The following is a 15894-nucleotide window of genomic DNA, read 5'->3' as shown; positions in this document are numbered from 1 at the left end:
CGGACGATCGGCGGCGTAACGCGCGGATCGTCCGCAAGGTCCGGGGTTCAGGCGTCGAGTATCGCCATCCGTTCAGGCAGCGTCGCCATCACCGCGCGTCGTTGCGCCACGTCGAACGCCGTCCACCCGGCGATCTCGTCCCGCGTACGACCGCAGCCGAAGCACCAGCCGGTATCGCCGTCTATCGCGCAGACCAAGGTGCAGGGGCTTTCGACCGCGACGGGAGAGACGGCCTCGAACGGATCGTCGTCCATCGGTCAGTTGCCGAGGCGGATGCCCAGAAATGCCGGAATCGGGCCGTTCCAGCCGCCATCGTCGGGTGCGTCCTGCTGCACATAGCGCGCGGGACGTTCGTCGCGACGCGGTTCTTCGCGACGCGTGTCCTCGCGACGGAGGCGATCGTCGCGTTCGCGGCGGGGTGCGCGGACTTCCTCGACCGGCGCAGGCTCGCGTTCGCGGCGCGGCGGGCGGGCTTCCTCGACCGGGGTGGTTTCGCGTTCGCGACGGGGCGGGCGCGCTTCCTCGACCGGCGCGGCGGCACGTTCGCGGCGTGGGCGGCGGGGCGCTTCCTCGACAGGCTCGGCGGCGACCGGTTCGGCTGGCGCATTGCCCATGTCGAGCACCGGAATCTTCTGTCCGGTCAGCTTTTCGATGTTGGCGATGTTCTCGACATCGTCGGCGGTCACGAAGGTATAGGCGACGCCGGTCGCACCCGCACGCCCGGTACGACCGATGCGATGGACGTAATCATCGGGGTGCCACGGCGCATCGAAGTTGACGACATGACTCACGCCCTTCACGTCCAGCCCGCGCGCGGCGACGTCGGACGCGACGAGGATGTTTACGTCGCCCTGCTTGAACCGGTCGAGTTCGGCGATGCGCGACGACTGGTCCATGTCGCCATGGATCTCGGCCGATCGCAGCCCGGCGCGTTGCAGCACTTTGTTCAGTTCGCGCACCGTCGTCTTGCGGTTGCAGAAGATGATCGCGGTGCGGACATCCTCGTTTGCGAGCAGCGTGCGCAGCACGTCGCGCTTCTTCGCGGCGGCGACGTGGACGAGGTGCTGGGCGATGTTGAGGTTGGTCGATGCGGGGCGGGACACCTCGATCGTCTTGGGATTGTCGAGGAACTTGTCGGCCAGCTTCTTGATCGGCGGCGGCATCGTCGCCGAAAACAGCAACGTCTGTCGCTGTTTGGGCAGCTTGGTGCAGATTTCCTCGATATCGGGAATGAACCCCATGTCGAGCATCCGGTCGGCTTCGTCGATCACCAGCAGCGAACAGCCGTTCAGCAGGATCTTGCCGCGCGTGAACAGGTCCATCAACCGGCCTGGCGTCGCGATCAGGACGTCGACGCCCTTTTCCAGCGCGGCCAGCTGGTCGCCCATCGATACGCCGCCGATCAGCAGCGCCATCGACAGCTTGTGGTTCGCGCCGTACTTCTCGAAATTCTCCGCGACCTGCGCAGCCAGTTCGCGCGTCGGTTCGAGGATCAGCGATCGCGGCATGCGCGCCCGGCTGCGCCCCTGTGCCAGGATATCGATCATCGGCAGCACGAACGACGCGGTCTTGCCCGTTCCCGTCTGCGCGATCGCGACCAGATCGCGCATCATGAGCACCGACGGGATCGCTGCCGCCTGAATCGGCGTCGGCTCGGTATAGCCCGAGTCGTTGACGGAACGCAGCAGTTCGTCGGACAGGCCGAGATCGGCGAAGGTCATTGCGATTCCAGAATTGGGGAGCGCACGACACCGTCGCTCCGATAAACCGGACCGCGCGTCGGCGAAAACCGGTAAAAAGTCAACCCGACGGCGGTATCAGCGTGCCGGGACCAGCGTGCGGAAGGTCGCGATCCGGCATTGTCCGCCCGATCGCGAACGGATGACGTCGCGCGACGCACACATTTTTCCGTCGCCGGTTGGTTTCAGATACAGGCCGGCATAGAAATCGAGCGCGGGGCAATCGTCCGCCAACCGCGCACGCAACCGCTTGCCACCATTGAGCAACAGATCGACGCTGTCAGTGCGCGTGACCGTCACCGCCGCCAGATCCTGGATCGGTACGCATCGGTCGGCATGTTTTTCGACCCACTGGATCGGCGGCAGCGGACGCGGCGAACTGTATGCGGCGGACGCGAACGGCGCGCGCGGCACGCGAACGACCATGCGTTGGACCCGTATTTCAGTACGGATCGTCGTGACTCCCTGTGGCACGGACGGTGCGCTGGCCGGCCGTCGCTGCGCCGCGCCGGGAAGCGTCAGCATCAGCAACAACATGGTCGCAGCGGGGAGCGGCAGGATACTCACGGGTTCATCATCGTCACGCTGGTTTTAACCGGGGATGAACTGGCGGCAAGGGGGTGTCGGTGCTAGCCGCGTCGACATGACCCACACGTCCGTTTCCGCCATGGTGTCCGATGCCCGCGCCGCATGGGGCGATCGTGTCGTGACCACCGATGCCGATCGCATCGCCCCGTGGCTCACCGACTGGCGCGGACGCTTTCATGGGCAAAGCGCGGCGTTGTTCGAACCGCGCGATACCGCGACGGTCGCGGGACTGGTGCGGCTGGCGGCGCGGCACCGCGTGCCGATCGTGGCGCAGGGCGGCAATACGTCGATGGTCGGCGGAGCGACGCCGCCGGCCGACGGATCGGCGGTGCTGCTGTCGTTGCGGCACATGGACCGGCTGCGCACGATCGGCGACGGCTGGGCGGTGGCGGAGGCCGGCATGATCCTTCAGCATCTGCACGAAGCGGCAGCGGGAGCGGGCCGACGTTTTCCGCTGACGCTGGGCGCGCGCGGCAGCGCGACGGTCGGCGGGCTGGTATCGACCAATGCCGGCGGAACGCAGGTGTTGCGCTGGGGCAATATGCGCCGGCTGGTGCTGGGCCTCGAAGCCGTACTGCCCGACGGTTCGGTCCATGACGGACTGGCCGTGCTGCCCAAGGACAATCGCGGATACGATCTGACGCAGTTGCTGGTGGGTGCGGAAGGGACGCTGGGCATCGTGACCGCCGCTACGCTACGGCTGGTGCCTGCCATCGCCGAACGGGCAGTGGCGTGGGCAGGGGTGCGCGACCCGCAGGCCGCGCTGGACCTGCTGCGCGACATGCAGGCCGGCACCGACCGGATCGAGGGGTTCGAGATCATTCCGGCGGACACGCTGGCACTGGCGGTCGCGCATCTTCCGGGGGCCCGGACACCGCTTGCCGGCCCGCATCGCTGGCACGTGCTGATCGAGGCGGTGGCGGGACCGGGGGAGACGCCGCCCGCGCCGTTGTTGGAAACGCTGCTGGCGCAAGGACTGGACGCCGGGCTGGTCGAGGATGCGACGCTGGCCGCGAGCGAAGCGCAGGCGGAGGCGTTCTGGCGGTTGCGCGACACCTTGTCGGCGGCGGAAAAGTCGACCGGACCGGCGGTCCAGTTCGATATCTCGGTCCCGGTCGATGCGATGCCGCGCTTCATGGTCGAAATGGCGGCATCGGCGGAACGGACGTTCGCCGGATCGCACGCTACCGCCTTCGGACACCTTGGCGACGGCAACGTCCATTTCCATGTTCGCGCGCCCGTCGGTGCCGATCCTTTTGGCTGGTATCGCGACGATGCACCGCGCATCACGCGGTTCGTGCACGATGCGGTGGTCGCGACCGGCGGATCGATTTCGGCCGAACACGGGATCGGGCAGATGAAGTTGCAGGAACTGGAACGGCTTGGCCCCGCCGCGCGACTGGCGGCGTTGCGTGCCATCAAGACCGGGCTGGACCCGCATGGCCTGTTCAATCCCGGCAAACTCGTACCGCTTGCGCCCGCCGTCGCCACCAAATAGACGGAGCGGCGAGGTTCGCCCGGGGGGGCGAACGTCCGGCGCGACGAAGACCGGACCCTAACGAAGAGCTTGGAGACCCTGAAATGGCCAGCGCGCCGCAGAATCAATCGCTTCCGCTGTTTTACAACCAGCTGGAGCCGCTTTCGAGCCAGATGCACGGCGACTGGAAGGTCCGCAGCACCGATCGCGCGCCGTTCCTCGTCGGGCAGCATGCCGTCCCCGTCACGGTCGAGGAATTCCCGCTGGTACAGCGCCGGATGCCGATCGTGTTTTCGGCCGGTGACGACCCCGTGCCGCTGGCGCTGATGGGCCTGAACGAGGGCGTCAACACGTTCCTCGACGACGAAGGTCGTCTGATCGACGGCGAAACCTATGTCCCGGCCTATATCCGCCGTTACCCCTATCTGCTGGCACGGCTGCGCCCCGATGCGGAGGAGCTGTCGCTGTGTTTCGATCCCACGTCGGATGTGATCGGCAAGTTCGATGAAGGCGATGCGCTGTTCGACGGCGACCAGCCGAGCGAAGTGACCAAGCAAATCCTCGCGTTCAACGAACAGTTCGAACAGGCGGGTCACAAGACCGGCCTGTTCATGAAGGAACTGAAGGAACTCGGTCTGTTGATGGACGGCGAAGTGTCGATCCAGCAGGACGGGAACGACCAGCCGTTCGTCTATCGCGGGTTCCAGATGGTGTCGGAGGAAAAGCTGATCGAGCTGCGCGGCGACCAGCTCCGCAAGATGCAGCAGTCGGGCATGTTGCCGCTGGTGTTCGCGCACCTGTTCTCGCTGTCGCTGATGCGCGATATTTTCGCGAAGCAGATGCGACAGGGCAAGGTGCAGCCGCAGCAGGCTCAGGTTCCGACCTTCTGATGGCCCGCGCCGCGATCGCCCGGACGGACCGCTATTCGGGCGGGGCAATCCTGTTTCACTGGGCGATCGCGGCGCTGGTTCTCGTCAATCTGTGGATCGGGCTGATCGGTGGGTCGATGCCGGTCCACAAGGCGATCGGGATCACCGTGCTCGCCTTGACGATCGGGCGGATCGCGTGGCGGATCGGCCATGCGCCGCCGCCACTGCCGGCACACACGCCCGCGATCGAGCGGCTGGTCGCGAAAACGTTGCACCTCGTATTCTACGCGCTGCTGGTGGTGCTGCCGATGAGCGGTTGGGCGATGTCGTCCGGGGCGACGCGGCGGCCGCTGACGTGGTTCGGCGTGTTCGATATTCCGTATCTGCCCGTATCGCCGGCCACCGCCGGTATCGCGCATGACGCGCATGAGATTGTCGGAATCGCGATGGCTGTGCTGGTCGGGTTGCATATCGCCGCCGCGTTGCGGCACCACTTTTTGCTGCGGGACAATGTGCTCGTTCGCATGCTGCCGATGGTTTGACGGTGCGCTGCGACAAGCCGAGTGGTTGTCGAAAAAAGTCTCTTGAACGCCCGAACCCTGCTACCTAGATTACGGTTACACGGTTCGATGTTCCCCCCTTTCGTCGGGCCGTGCGGCGCGTTTCACGCGCCTCCTCCCTGAACCTTGGCCACTCCGTGCTTCACGCACGGGGTGGTTTTTTCTTGGGGTGTGTCACTCTGCTGCCAGCGGCCACGCCGTGCCCAGCGCCTCGTCCGTCAGCGCTGCGATGATCGCCCGCACGAGTGCCGCGACACGCGGCAACCCCGGGCCGGGCAGGTCCAGTGCGGCATCGAGGTACAGCGATCGGTCGATCTCCAGTTGCACCGCATGGATTCCTGCGCGGGGGCGGCCATGTGCTTCCAGAATGTGGCCGCCGGCATAGGGGTGGTTGACCGCTACCGGCACCCCTTCGCCGCGAACCACCGCGTCGATCCGCCCGGAAAATCGCGGGGCGCATGCTTTGCCGAAACGGTCGCCAATCACGATCCTCGCCGGGGTGAAACCGCCCAGTGGTGGCATCGAATGCAGGTCCAGCAACACCGCGACGCCGAAGCGCGCGTGCGCCGCCGACAGGGCCGCGTCGATCGCTGCATGATAGGGCGCGTGATCGTGCGCGATCCGGTCGGCGACCTCGGCCTCGGTCAGTTTGCGTCGCCAGATGTTGTCGGCCCCGCCCGCCCGTCGCGGAATCAGCCCGATGCCGCTGCGAACCTTGTCCGACCGCGACACCGCCAGACGCGACGCACCGGCATCGACCTGCGAATCCCGGTCGCGGATCGCGGAACGGTTCAGGTCGATCCACGCCCGCGCCTTACGCGCAACCAGCAATGTTTCCCGTTCCACGGCTGCGTGCGCGACGGCGTCGACATGACGATCCTCCAGCATCGTCAGCCGGGCGACGGGTACGCCGACAAGCGCCAGCATCGCGTCGGGATAGTCGCGCCCGGCGTGCGGCACCGACACGACCACCGGCGACATCGGTACACCGGGACCGAACCGGTCGAACGAAGGTGGCGATGGGGCGGGGGCTTCCATCGGTCGCAAAGGACCACGATGGTGGGCGCATGTCGAGCGGCATACTGGTATTTGTTAACTGCAACCGTCTATACCGGGCGCGAGCGGCCAAGGGGTTTCGATGTTCAGGATTTTGCTGGCCGAGGATGACGATGTCATGCGCGGCTATCTGACGCGCGCGCTGGAGCGTGCCGGTTATTTCGTCAGCGCGGTGGATCGCGGCACGGCGGCCGTCCCGCTGCTGGAGCGCGAGCCGTTCGACCTGTTGCTGACCGATATCGTGATGCCCGAGATGGACGGCATCGAACTGGCGCAGCGCGCCGGTGAGATCGCGCCCCATTTGCGCGTGATGTTCATCACCGGCTTTGCCGCAGTCACATTGAAGGCCGGAAAGCAGGTGCCGCAGGCGCGCATTCTGTCCAAGCCGTTCCACCTGCGCGACCTGGTGGCGGAGGTCGATCGACTGTTCGAGGGAGAAAGCATCCCCCGGAGCATTTAAGGCCTTGTCAGCCGGGAATGCCGCCGCTAACAGCGCCACTCCGGTTTCGCCCCTCGGGGCGTCGGGCGCGTAGCTCAGTGGTAGAGCACTGTGTTGACATCGCAGGGGTCGCAAGTTCAATCCTTGCCGCGCCCACCATCTTAAAAGCCCGCTAAGTCCCTGACTTAGCGGGCTTTTCTTATGCTCACGACGCTTCCTCCGGTTTGATCGTCTGCGGTAATCGTGCGGTAAAACGCGCCCGGAGCCGCGCTTTCGATCTCATCAATGATCGCTTCGATCTCGCGCTTTGCGGCCGATAGGTAGCCCGGATCGAACGGCGCATAGATATCGCTGACGCTGTCGAAGCGGTCGTGGCCCAGCATCATTTCGATTTCGGTCCAGTGCGTCTGCGGTAACCTATCCCGCAGCAACTTCGCCATGGATCGCCGAATCAACTTCGTTCCGGCCTCGCCTTCGCCCGGCAGCTGCAACCGTTCGGCCATCGTATCCCATGCCGATCGGATGCTGTTGATCGGGATCAGATATTCTTCGGTCGCGTCGAGCCAAGGCACGAACTGGTGCGCGACAGGAATCGTCGGGCGATATTTCTTCGTCTGCCGGCGTGCGGCCGGGTTCAGTGCCAGCACCTTGCGCGTGCTGTTCCACTGACGTCGCGCCGAATCGGTCGATATGTCCAAGATCGCGTCCGGCCGGGCGAGCGTTGCCACAGCGGCGCGAAGATAGTTCAGCAGATGCGTGCGGTAGGCGCGGTGTCGCGCCAGCCATTTGGCTGTCGTCTCGGTCGGTTCGTCTAACGCGAGCGCGTAGCGGAACATCGCCGCGATCTGTCCGACGTCGGCGCGGTGTTGGGGGGTGCGGTTGACGTCGCGGACCGGTGTCGCGCGGAACTTGGCGGGGGACGGCGTGTCCCCGCGCTGGTGCGCGGCGTTGATCGCAGCCGCCAGTTGCAGCACGCTGTTCTCGATCGTGGATAGCGACCGTTCGCGAGTCTTTCCGGTCGGCGAGACGATTGGCTGCGCCAACGCCCATTTGCGGAAGCGCTCAAGCCACGCGGCATCGAGTTCGACGCATCGTATGGCGACCTGATCGGACGCCACAAGGTACGCGACGACGTGGTTCAGCCGGGCGCGGATCGCGTCGATCGAAGGCTTGTCCGCCGCCATCACCAGATAGTCGGCGATGGCGGACGTTACCGCTGCGCTGCCGCTGCCTTGCCGGACTTGCCCGCAGGTCGGGCAGATCGCTTCGCCCCGGGTGCGTTCGAGGTAGAGGCGATCGAGCGCAAGCCGCCCGGCCTCGTCGCAGCTTGTGCCCGCGCTAGCGCTTCGCTCGCGCTTTCGGTCGGTGTCGTACCAACTGATTTCGAGGTTGGCTCGATCTGGGCGGCGGATGAGTTTGTAGTCGCCGCGCTGGTAGATCGGTTTCGGGCGCTTCGTTGCCGGCATTGGTCTCTCTGAAATTCTTCTACCGCAGTTCGGAAGGTCGCATAGGCACCCGTCGAAACGAACAGGTCAAGGTCGTCAGCCGTCAGCTGCATACCCTTGCCCGCTTCGATCTTGCGGGAGATCCGGCGGTCGAGATCAGGTAGCGCGGTCATATGAAGGGCCATGAATGGTGAAGGTGCCACTGGATGCGGCGAAGGTCGGCGACGAACGCGGTCGCGTCCGGCGTGGGCTTGCGGGCTGCGATGGCGTCGGCACCTTGGATCGCCGCCGCGACGTCGTCGCGCAGTTCGCCACGGTTCGCCCCGGCAGTGCCGCCAGTAGCGATCCAATCAGCTTCGGGGTGGTAGTGTGGCGTCGCGCGCGCCAGCCCCTGCCACGCGCGGGTCAGCGCCGTGGCGAGACGAAGGCGCGTCGCGGCCGCTTCGGTCGTCAGGCGTCCTTTCTCGACGGCTGACGGGTCGCCTGACTGGCGACCGGTCAGGACGCGGATCGCTGCCCCGCAAAGGCGTTCGGCTTCGGGTGTCACGATCCGCAATACCCTTCACCGCAACCGAAATCGGCTTCAGACTGATTCGGCATCCGTCGAAAATCGATCTCATCGATCGGTCGCCGCGAACGATGCAAGTATGCGCTACCCTCCATGCCGTAAAAGCCGGGTCGGATTTCCCGATCAAACTGTACGACTTCCGCGAAATCCTCTGGGTGGTTTTGCTGCATATCAAGCCATTGCTGGTCTGACTGATAAGGACAGTAGCGGCAGCTTGATTTCGGAGGGACGCGGTACTGTCGGTCCATCAACCATTTTTCGCAATGATGGCGTTTCATGGCGTGCGGTTCTTCAGTCAGCGGATATCTGTTGTGTATGTAAGCCTTTTCTGCGGTCGCCATCCGCCAGAGTTCGTCCAACGTCATGCCGAACCATTGCTCTACGACGGGTTCTTTCGGCAGACGAAACTGCTGCGTCCGATCGCGGATCATGCGCGCAATTTCGCGTTGCACAGGGCGTTTCTTATATTCTGAATTGCATTGTTTCGGCAGCATGCCGTCAGGACCGGCGGTAAACCACGGCGGCGAAGACGTGCGCGTTACATCGTGATGCGCGATCTTTATCGCATGCTCGCCAAGCGTCAGGCCCGGTCGTGCAGTAACTATGATTGGAAACGGACACAGCGGCCGCAGGTATTCGAGATACTCGTATGTTTTGTGCTTTTCATCGCCGGTGTCCGAGAAAATCGCGGCATCCAACATTGGCAGGTCACCGCGCGCAGATTTCAGCGCAAGAACAACTGATTGCAGGCCGAGGCCGAGCGCTAAGACGCGCAGCAGCGGGCTTTCGAGCGGTGTTGAGAGAGCGGCAAAGCGACGTTTGGTCTTGCCGCCACTGTTCGTTGCCGCTGGCGGTTCGCCAAAAAGATCGTGGGTAGGAGACGCCATAACCGGCAACCCTTCAGAGCGGATCGAACCCGACGCGGTAGCGGCGGGCGAGATATTCGGGATGGCTCATCCGGCCGGCGGCGCGATCATCGTCGCGCCACTGCTGGATCAGCGTGGCGGCTTCGCTCGCGGCACGCGCACCGGTCTTGCGATCGCCGCGCGTGCCGTTGCGCGTGACACGCGCAACGATGGCGAGCGGGGTCAGCACGCGGCCGCGCACGGCGGCGCGACCGTTCCATGCGTCGCGGTGTGCGACGGTGCAGAACAGTTGCCCCGGATGCCGTCGCGCGAACGGCGACAGGCATTCCGGACACTGTGGCTGGGCGTCGGTGGTGCCGGAAATTGCTGCCGTGCCGACAGCGGGCGTTCCCGGCAGTCCTTGTACCGAGGACATCGCTTTAGCGAACCTTCCCGATTGCTACCTCAATGGCGAGGCCGAGCCACTGGACGCAGAGGATGCCGCCGACGACTTGGTCGCGGTGCGGCGTGGTGGTGGGCTGGCCGAAGGCGAGGCGCATCGAGCGCGCAAGGCCGTTCGGCAGTTCGACGCCGCCGTTGGGATCGAACGTCAGCGCGGCACCGTCCCAGCGGCCCCATTCGAAGCGGGGGATCAGGTGGCGGATCATTGGTCCCAATGCTCCAAGTCTAGGTCAACGAGGGTGGCTGCGCCCTCTTCGTCCCAGTCCATGTCCGGCGACCCAAAAGGTTCGTCCAGCGGGATGGCATCGAACGTCGCGCGAGCGTGGTTCAGTGCTTCGGCTCGTGTCATGGTCGGGAGACGGAGACCCAGAAAGCGTCGGCACGTGCGCTCACGATACCGGTCAGCCATCCAGTTCAAGAACAGCAGCCCGTGTGCGAGCTTGTCACTATCAAAGGCGGTGGCGCGCTCGATGCGGCCCAGATGCTCGGCCTGCGAGATCGCATCGTCGAGGGCGTTGTGGTGCGTGCCCTGTCGATAGATGTTTACACCCGGCGATCTGGCTTTGATGGTTCGATAGCAACGGTTCTCCCAGAACGACCACGCCAGATCCAGATCCACGGCGCGTGCTGCCGTTGCGAGAATGGCGTTGTCGAAGTCGCTTCCGTTACCGTAGATCTCGACGCGACCGCCCGCTGCTCGGATGAACGTATTCAAAGCAATCAGCACCGCGCGCAGAGGTTCGGATTGTTGTGAGTTGCGATAGTCTGTTAGAACTGACTGCGCCTGCGCACTTTGGTTGGTCCACCACTGCGCGGTTTGAGCGCATTCGAAAAGACCGGCATCCAAGCAGCTGTCGCGCGATACGACGTGGTAGAAGCGGTCGTTGATGAACCCGTCGATCGAGAAGCGGACTGCGCCAATTGCAACTATCGTACAGCCCGGCGTCGTACCCATCGTTTCAAGATCAATCATAAATCTAGTGGTCATAGGTCACCTCGGAAGATCGAGACGGTGGCGGCGACAGTGGCGAGCAGCAGCAGCGCCATGATCGCGACGAGGATGCGCCACAGGCTGCGCGGCGTAAGGATGGGACGAGGGGTCACGACAGGAGACTTTCCACGTCGTGACCGGGGAAGCGGTTGATCAGCACTTCGGCGCGGTGCAGCCAATTCTTGGCGGCATCCACAGGCGACCAGTTTTGCCAATCCAATGCCGGCACGTCGATGCCTTCAAGGCAATGCCATGCATCATCATGCGTTGGCATCATCGCAAGCTGTTCGGCCGCAAGCATCTGAAGGTCAGCGCGCTTGACCATCGGATGATCGCACAGGTCGCCTAGCAGGAAGCGTTCCGCGATCACGTCGGCGATCCGGTTCTCGATCTCTTTGTATGCCGGCAACAACCCTTTGAGGGGTCGAGTTACGTCGCCGATGAACGCTTCCGGTGCGTCGTGCATCAAAGCCGCAAACGCCAGCGGTTGCGGCACAAGGAAGCTGGCCAGCCATGTATGTTCGGCGACGGAATAGAAACGGTCGCACTGGCCAGCGAAGCGACACGTGTTGCCCAGCCCACGGGCAATGTCCGCCAAGTTGAAGCGGCTGTTCGCGGGATCGAGTAAGTCGAAATAGTGTCCGCTCGCGAGCAGGATTGTCGGACCGGTGGCGGTTTTCACGCGGGGATCAGCCATGCAGGTTGCTCCATTGCGCACCGTGCCACAGCAGGGTGAGGATGCGGTGGCGAGCAGGCGCGACCGTCGCGACGATCGCCGTGATGGCCAGCGCGCCGCCGGCAGCGAACAGGGCGGACGTGGCCGCTACGTACGTCGCGTGCATCAGACCAATGCGCCGATGCGCAGATCCTGCATGATCGGGAAGTGATGGTGGGGCGGGCGATCCGCGCCGTCGGCACCGGCCGCGTGCAGTACGGTTGCTTCGGCGAAGGCCAGCAGCGCGCGTGCCTGTTCGGCAAGATCGCCCGCAAGAATGACGGACGTGCCGGCGTGGCGACCGTCCTGATCAAAATACTTGAGCGAAACGACGGCGTTGACGACGCCGCCGTCGATGGGCGTCAGCGCAGCGGCGCGCAGATCGGTGATGAAAGGGGTTTGCATGTTGCGACTCCACCGGACCGTCCGGCGGCTATAACATGCGATGATCGCAACATATCAGTCAATCTAAAAATGCGACTATCGCAACCTTGCGAATCAATCTGAGGTATGTTCTTTTTATGTTCTCATAGGCGGGAGTGCTTGGGTGGATGTTCCAGTGACGTGGTATCGTGCGTTATGCTTCGATCGGCCGGTTGGCCCATGGCGACAAGCCTGCTTCGAAGCGGCCGACGACCTGCTAGCCGAGGGTCTGGGTAGCTATGACCAGCGTGGGCAATTCTATATCACCGTGCCCGGCAACATTCAGTATCTCACCGAATGGATGACGGCCCCGAACGCGCGGCCGTGGATCGAGGAGCGCCGTCAGCTGGAGGCGGCTAGAGCCGCGACGCACGCCATATCACGCGACCGACGATCGAGAACGCGGTTCCGTCCCCGACAACGATCTCTCTATGCTCGGCATTCGTTGAACACGGAATGAGCCGGGCGGGGTCGGCGGCGAATTGCTTGAACGTCGTCTCGCCAGTATCGTTGATGACGACGTAGTATCTGCCGGGATACAGCGCTTTGTCGGAGGGGTCGACAATGACGGTCCCTCCGTCCGCGACCAGCTTATCCATCGAATCGCCATCGACGTTGAGAGCAAATGCCAGCGGCGAGATCTCGGCATCTGGCGAAGGGATCGATCCCATCGACTGATGGACGGCTTCGCGCCAATTCCCGGCGGCAACCTGACCGATGATCGGGATGCGTGCGACCACGCCTTCGTTTGGTTCAGGTGCCACGCCCAGCCACGCTTGGATGACTGGCTGTTCCCGGTGCTGGATCGTGCGAACGCCGGTAAATATCTTCGAGACAGCGGTCGGGTCGATACCAAGGAGATTGGCAAGGTCGACCTGCTTCTTTTTCTGCTCGCGCATCAGTGCGCGAAGCCGGTCTGGGGTTAGGTCGGTCATACAGACATAAAAGCCCGGCATGCGATCATCGCAATTGCGAACGTCGCATTTTTCGGCTTGCCAATAAGTTGCGATCATCGCATTATTAGCGGCATGGAAAGCGTCATTCCCCAAATCATTGATGGCCTCGGCGGTACGACGTTCGTCGCGAAGCTGCTGAAGCTGCCCGTGTCGACCGTCCATAGCTGGCGCAAGATCGGTCTCACCGCTTCGCGGGCCGATCATCTGCGGCTCGCAGCGCAATCGATCTCGAAAGCAGTCGATTTCGAGACAGGCGAAGTGACCGAACTGGTCGATGAGCAGGTGGCGGCATGAGTTCGCTTCAACATTCCACGAGTTCTACGCGATGACCGGCAGGACGGTCCCCCCGTCTTTCGTTCCGCTGACGGAAGATGACGCCCGCGAAACGACCCGCGAGATGCTGTTGCCGCTTTGCCAGAAACTCGGGCCAACGCGGGTCGGCAAGGCGCTTGGCTGCGACGAAAAGACAGTTCGCAACGCTCGCGATGAAACATCGACGCTGCGGATCGATCTGCTGGTCAACGCACTGGGCCTCGATCCTCTGGCGCTGGACGGGTTCTTGCTTCGGGCGGGTCGGCGATCGGTCCCGGCGGAATGCATCGGCGCTGCCGACGGCGACGCGCTCTGCAACCTGCTGAAGGTGTCGCACCTGCTCAGCATGGCGCTTTCCGATCAACGGACGCCGGGCGCGCTGGACGATGCCGAACTGATGGAGATCCCGTCAGACGCGCTCGACATCTGCGCACGTGCAATCGCCGCAATGCAGACGCGCCAGAGCGCGCTGCGGACAGGGAGTAATTGACGATGAGGCTATATCTCGGTGCTGTCGTGCCGAACGAAGGCGCGCGTCGGTTCGCCGCATGGCTGAACGCGGTGTCATCTGCGCATGCCGCCAAGGCGCTCGGCGCGATCGGCGTCGACGCCATGCACGTCGACCGGATGATCACGGGCGAATTGGTCCCCGGCCAGCGTCAGCGGTTCGATATCGCGCGGGCGACCGGGCACGCCGTGCTGGTGCGCGACTGGTCGCAGCCCGCGTTCGGCCGTTGGGGCGACCCGGTGCCGGCGCGCAGGATGCGGCGGGCCGCGTGATCATAGACGAAGCCCCCGGTATCGTGGCGTCGCCAGAGCGGATCGACGCATGGATGGAAGTCGCCAAGCCCGGCGACCGGTTCGTCTATGCTTCGAGACTGTCGCTGCCCGCCGCCAGCAAGGGAGCAGCTCATATGCGGGCGCTCGCCAAGCGGGGGCTGGTCGCGCTGACGCAGGCGCGGTCGAAGGTCGATCCAGCAATCTTCCACTACTGCGCCCAGCGCACCCCTGCTGCGACGGCGCTGACCCGCCCGACGCGGCCGAAGCTGGCGGTCACGCCTGCGGTGCTGGCGGACGGCGAAGCGGCCGTCGTCGACGCGCTGCTGCCGGTGCTGGAACGCTTCGCCCGGCATGGTCGGCCGTGTCCGACCGACAAGCAACTCGCCGCGCGCGCGAAGCTGACCGAGGACGGTGTGAAGGCCGGACTGGCGGCGCTCGCCGCATCGCACCTGATCCGGGTGCAGAAGGTTTCCGCGCCAACCCTGCGGCGCATCATCATCGTGGCCACTGGCCAGATCACGGGGCTTGCAGCATGACGAAGAAGCAAACGGCGACCCCGACGCGGTCGTTCGAAATCGATGCGCCAGCGCTGCGTGCAGGCCTCAAGGACGTCGGCGACGTCGTCGAAAAGCGCACGACGATCCCGCTGCTGTCCAACGTCCTGATGACCGTATCGCCGTCGGCGTTGGTATTGACCGGCACTGATCTGGACAGCTGGGGCGAACGCCATGTCTCGCTTGACGGCGTAGGCGACGCAATGGCGATCACGGTCCACGCAGCGACGCTGGCCAAGATTGCCGACAAGCTGCCGGCAGCCGATCGGGTGCGGATTGCACTGGGCGATGGCCAGCTGGCGGTTTCCGCCGGGCGATCCCGCTTCACGCTGCCGACGCTGCCGGCCGACGATTTCCCAGCCTGCCCGCAACGCGACTGGCAAACCGAGTTCGAGATACCGGCGCTGACGCTGGCGGGCGCGCTGTCGACGGTGCTGTTCGCCGTCTCGACCGAAGAGACCCGCTATTATCTCAACGGCGTGTTCGTCCATGCCCCGAAAGGCGCGGACCTGCGGTTTGCGGCAACCGATGGGCACCGCCTCGCGCGCGGCATTATCGCCCTGCCGGACGGTGCGCAGACGCTTCCCGACATCATCATCCCGACGAAGATCGTAAAGGTGCTGATCACGTTGCTAGGCCGGCACGAAGGGCTGGTCACGTTCTGCGCATCGGCATCGAGCGTGCGGGTCGAGATCGGCGAGACGACCTTGCAGGCCAAGGTCATCGACGGGACGTTCCCAGATTATACCCGCGTCATTCCGACAGGCGGCAACGGTCTGCTGAAGGTAAACCGTGACGCGCTGATCGCGGCGCTGAACAGGGTGACGACGGTGTCGAGCGACAAGGTTCGCGCGGTCAAAATGATCATTCGCGACGAGGTAATTGCGTTGTCGGTGTCCAGCCCAGAGCATGGCACGGCCGATGAGGAAATGCCGTGCGAATGGTCCGGCGTGCCGCTGACGGTGGGCTTCAACTCCCGCTATCTGCTCGACGTACTGGGCCACCTGACGGCGTTGGAGGTCGAGGCAACGCTGACCGACTCCACCGGCCCGGCGCTGTGGCGTGACCGGGAGGGTGCCGCTGCGGTGTTCGTCCTGATGCCGATGAAGGTGTGA

Annotated in this window: 23 protein-coding genes and 1 tRNA gene; 10 read left to right on the top strand and 14 right to left on the bottom strand. The window is 64.3% G+C overall.

Going from position 1 to position 15894, the window contains the following annotated elements; translation table 11 throughout:
• Positions 1–47: 47 nt before the first annotated feature.
• The 3 genes from IFT55_RS05860 to IFT55_RS05850 all read right to left on the bottom strand — a co-directional run bounded on the left by IFT55_RS05860 (position 48) and on the right by IFT55_RS05850 (position 2306).
• Entirely contained in the window at positions 48–254 is a 207-nt protein-coding gene (locus IFT55_RS05860; RefSeq protein WP_192090021.1) for a DUF1289 domain-containing protein, read from the bottom strand.
• A 3-nt stretch (positions 255–257) separates the two neighbouring features.
• Complete coding sequence (locus tag IFT55_RS05855; protein WP_192090019.1) at positions 258–1721, bottom strand: DEAD/DEAH box helicase; 1464 nt, start codon at positions 1719–1721, stop codon at positions 258–260.
• 96 nt (positions 1722–1817) lie between these two features.
• A complete protein-coding gene (locus tag IFT55_RS05850) occupies positions 1818–2306 on the bottom strand; it encodes a hypothetical protein (protein WP_192090014.1) in 489 nt (162 codons plus the stop codon).
• Positions 2307–2382: 76 nt separating this feature from the next.
• Here IFT55_RS05850 and IFT55_RS05845 point away from each other — a divergent pair, with 76 nt between their 5' ends.
• From IFT55_RS05845 to IFT55_RS05835, 3 genes are all read left to right on the top strand, one after another.
• The gene (locus IFT55_RS05845; protein ID WP_192090012.1) at positions 2383–3825 is read left to right on the top strand and encodes an FAD-binding oxidoreductase; all 1443 of its coding nucleotides are present in this window, start codon (positions 2383–2385) and stop codon (positions 3823–3825) included.
• A gap of 83 nt (positions 3826–3908) precedes the next feature.
• Positions 3909–4694, top strand: a complete 786-nt coding sequence (locus IFT55_RS05840; RefSeq protein WP_192090010.1) for a SapC family protein — start codon at positions 3909–3911, stop codon at positions 4692–4694.
• Positions 4694–5215, top strand: coding sequence for a cytochrome b (locus IFT55_RS05835; RefSeq protein ID WP_192090008.1), 522 nt, complete (start codon positions 4694–4696; stop codon positions 5213–5215). Before IFT55_RS05840 ends, IFT55_RS05835 begins: the two co-directional genes overlap by 1 nt.
• Positions 5216–5407: 192 nt before the next feature.
• Here the strand turns inward: IFT55_RS05835 and IFT55_RS05830 are convergent, their stop codons facing one another.
• Positions 5408–6214 carry an N-formylglutamate amidohydrolase gene (locus IFT55_RS05830; RefSeq protein ID WP_249403622.1) on the bottom strand — a complete coding sequence of 269 codons (807 nt, stop codon included), beginning with the start codon at positions 6212–6214 and terminating at the stop codon, positions 5408–5410.
• Positions 6215–6371: 157 nt separating this feature from the next.
• On the opposite strand from IFT55_RS05830, the gene cpdR reads away from it, so the two are divergent.
• Positions 6372–6749, top strand: a complete 378-nt coding sequence (gene cpdR, locus IFT55_RS05825; RefSeq protein ID WP_192090004.1) for a cell cycle two-component system response regulator CpdR — start codon at positions 6372–6374, stop codon at positions 6747–6749.
• Positions 6750–6812: 63 nt separating this feature from the next.
• A tRNA-Val gene (locus IFT55_RS05820) sits at positions 6813–6887 on the top strand.
• Between the two features lie 26 nt (positions 6888–6913).
• On the opposite strand, the gene IFT55_RS05815 is transcribed toward IFT55_RS05820, so the two are convergent.
• From IFT55_RS05815 to IFT55_RS05770, 10 genes are all read right to left on the bottom strand, one after another.
• A complete protein-coding gene (locus tag IFT55_RS05815; protein WP_192090003.1) occupies positions 6914–8194 on the bottom strand; it encodes a hypothetical protein in 1281 nt (426 codons plus the stop codon).
• A 148-nt stretch (positions 8195–8342) separates the two neighbouring features.
• Positions 8343–8720 carry a hypothetical protein gene (locus IFT55_RS05810; RefSeq protein WP_192090001.1) on the bottom strand — a complete coding sequence of 126 codons (378 nt, stop codon included), beginning with the start codon at positions 8718–8720 and terminating at the stop codon, positions 8343–8345.
• The gene (locus IFT55_RS05805; RefSeq protein ID WP_192090000.1) at positions 8717–9628 is read right to left on the bottom strand and encodes a hypothetical protein; all 912 of its coding nucleotides are present in this window, start codon (positions 9626–9628) and stop codon (positions 8717–8719) included. Before IFT55_RS05805 ends, IFT55_RS05810 begins: the two co-directional genes overlap by 4 nt.
• Positions 9629–9641: 13 nt before the next feature.
• Positions 9642–10022, bottom strand: a complete 381-nt coding sequence (locus IFT55_RS05800) for a hypothetical protein (protein WP_249403621.1) — start codon at positions 10020–10022, stop codon at positions 9642–9644.
• A gap of 4 nt (positions 10023–10026) precedes the next feature.
• Positions 10027–10254 (bottom strand): hypothetical protein, encoded by a 228-nt coding sequence (locus IFT55_RS05795; RefSeq protein ID WP_192089998.1) that lies wholly within the window; start codon positions 10252–10254, stop codon positions 10027–10029.
• The gene (locus IFT55_RS05790; RefSeq protein WP_192089996.1) at positions 10251–11021 is read right to left on the bottom strand and encodes a 3'-5' exonuclease; all 771 of its coding nucleotides are present in this window, start codon (positions 11019–11021) and stop codon (positions 10251–10253) included. Before IFT55_RS05790 ends, IFT55_RS05795 begins: the two co-directional genes overlap by 4 nt.
• Positions 11022–11148: 127 nt before the next feature.
• The gene (locus tag IFT55_RS05785; protein WP_192089994.1) at positions 11149–11736 is read right to left on the bottom strand and encodes a hypothetical protein; all 588 of its coding nucleotides are present in this window, start codon (positions 11734–11736) and stop codon (positions 11149–11151) included.
• Positions 11729–11881 (bottom strand): hypothetical protein, encoded by a 153-nt coding sequence (locus tag IFT55_RS05780; protein WP_192089992.1) that lies wholly within the window; start codon positions 11879–11881, stop codon positions 11729–11731. Before IFT55_RS05780 ends, IFT55_RS05785 begins: the two co-directional genes overlap by 8 nt.
• Positions 11881–12159 carry a hypothetical protein gene (locus IFT55_RS05775; protein ID WP_192089990.1) on the bottom strand — a complete coding sequence of 93 codons (279 nt, stop codon included), beginning with the start codon at positions 12157–12159 and terminating at the stop codon, positions 11881–11883. Before IFT55_RS05775 ends, IFT55_RS05780 begins: the two co-directional genes overlap by 1 nt.
• Before the next feature lie 374 nt (positions 12160–12533).
• On the bottom strand, positions 12534–13190 hold the full coding sequence (locus IFT55_RS05770) for a LexA family protein (RefSeq protein WP_192089988.1): 657 nt from the start codon (positions 13188–13190) through the stop codon (positions 12534–12536).
• Between the two features lie 15 nt (positions 13191–13205).
• Between IFT55_RS05770 and IFT55_RS05765 the strand changes: the two genes are divergently transcribed.
• The 5 genes from IFT55_RS05765 to dnaN are packed head-to-tail and all read left to right on the top strand — an operon-like array spanning position 13206 to position 15894.
• Positions 13206–13427: a hypothetical protein gene (locus tag IFT55_RS05765; RefSeq protein WP_192089986.1), complete on the top strand. Its 222-nt coding sequence runs from the start codon at positions 13206–13208 to the stop codon at positions 13425–13427.
• On the top strand, positions 13408–13935 hold the full coding sequence (locus IFT55_RS05760) for a hypothetical protein (protein WP_192089984.1): 528 nt from the start codon (positions 13408–13410) through the stop codon (positions 13933–13935). The genes IFT55_RS05765 and IFT55_RS05760 overlap by 20 nt, the downstream gene beginning before the upstream one ends.
• A 2-nt stretch (positions 13936–13937) precedes the next feature.
• Positions 13938–14225 carry a hypothetical protein gene (locus IFT55_RS05755; protein WP_192089982.1) on the top strand — a complete coding sequence of 96 codons (288 nt, stop codon included), beginning with the start codon at positions 13938–13940 and terminating at the stop codon, positions 14223–14225.
• Complete coding sequence (locus tag IFT55_RS05750; protein WP_192089980.1) at positions 14222–14761, top strand: hypothetical protein; 540 nt, start codon at positions 14222–14224, stop codon at positions 14759–14761. The genes IFT55_RS05755 and IFT55_RS05750 overlap by 4 nt, the downstream gene beginning before the upstream one ends.
• Positions 14758–15894, top strand: coding sequence for a DNA polymerase III subunit beta (gene dnaN, locus IFT55_RS05745; RefSeq protein ID WP_192089979.1), 1137 nt, complete (start codon positions 14758–14760; stop codon positions 15892–15894). Before IFT55_RS05750 ends, dnaN begins: the two co-directional genes overlap by 4 nt.

Source organism: Sphingomonas sp. CFBP 13720 (assembly GCF_014842075.1).
Lineage (GTDB): Bacteria > Pseudomonadota > Alphaproteobacteria > Sphingomonadales > Sphingomonadaceae > Sphingomonas.
Note: the sequence above shows the minus strand (reverse complement) of the source record. Positions and strands in the feature narration are given on the sequence as shown.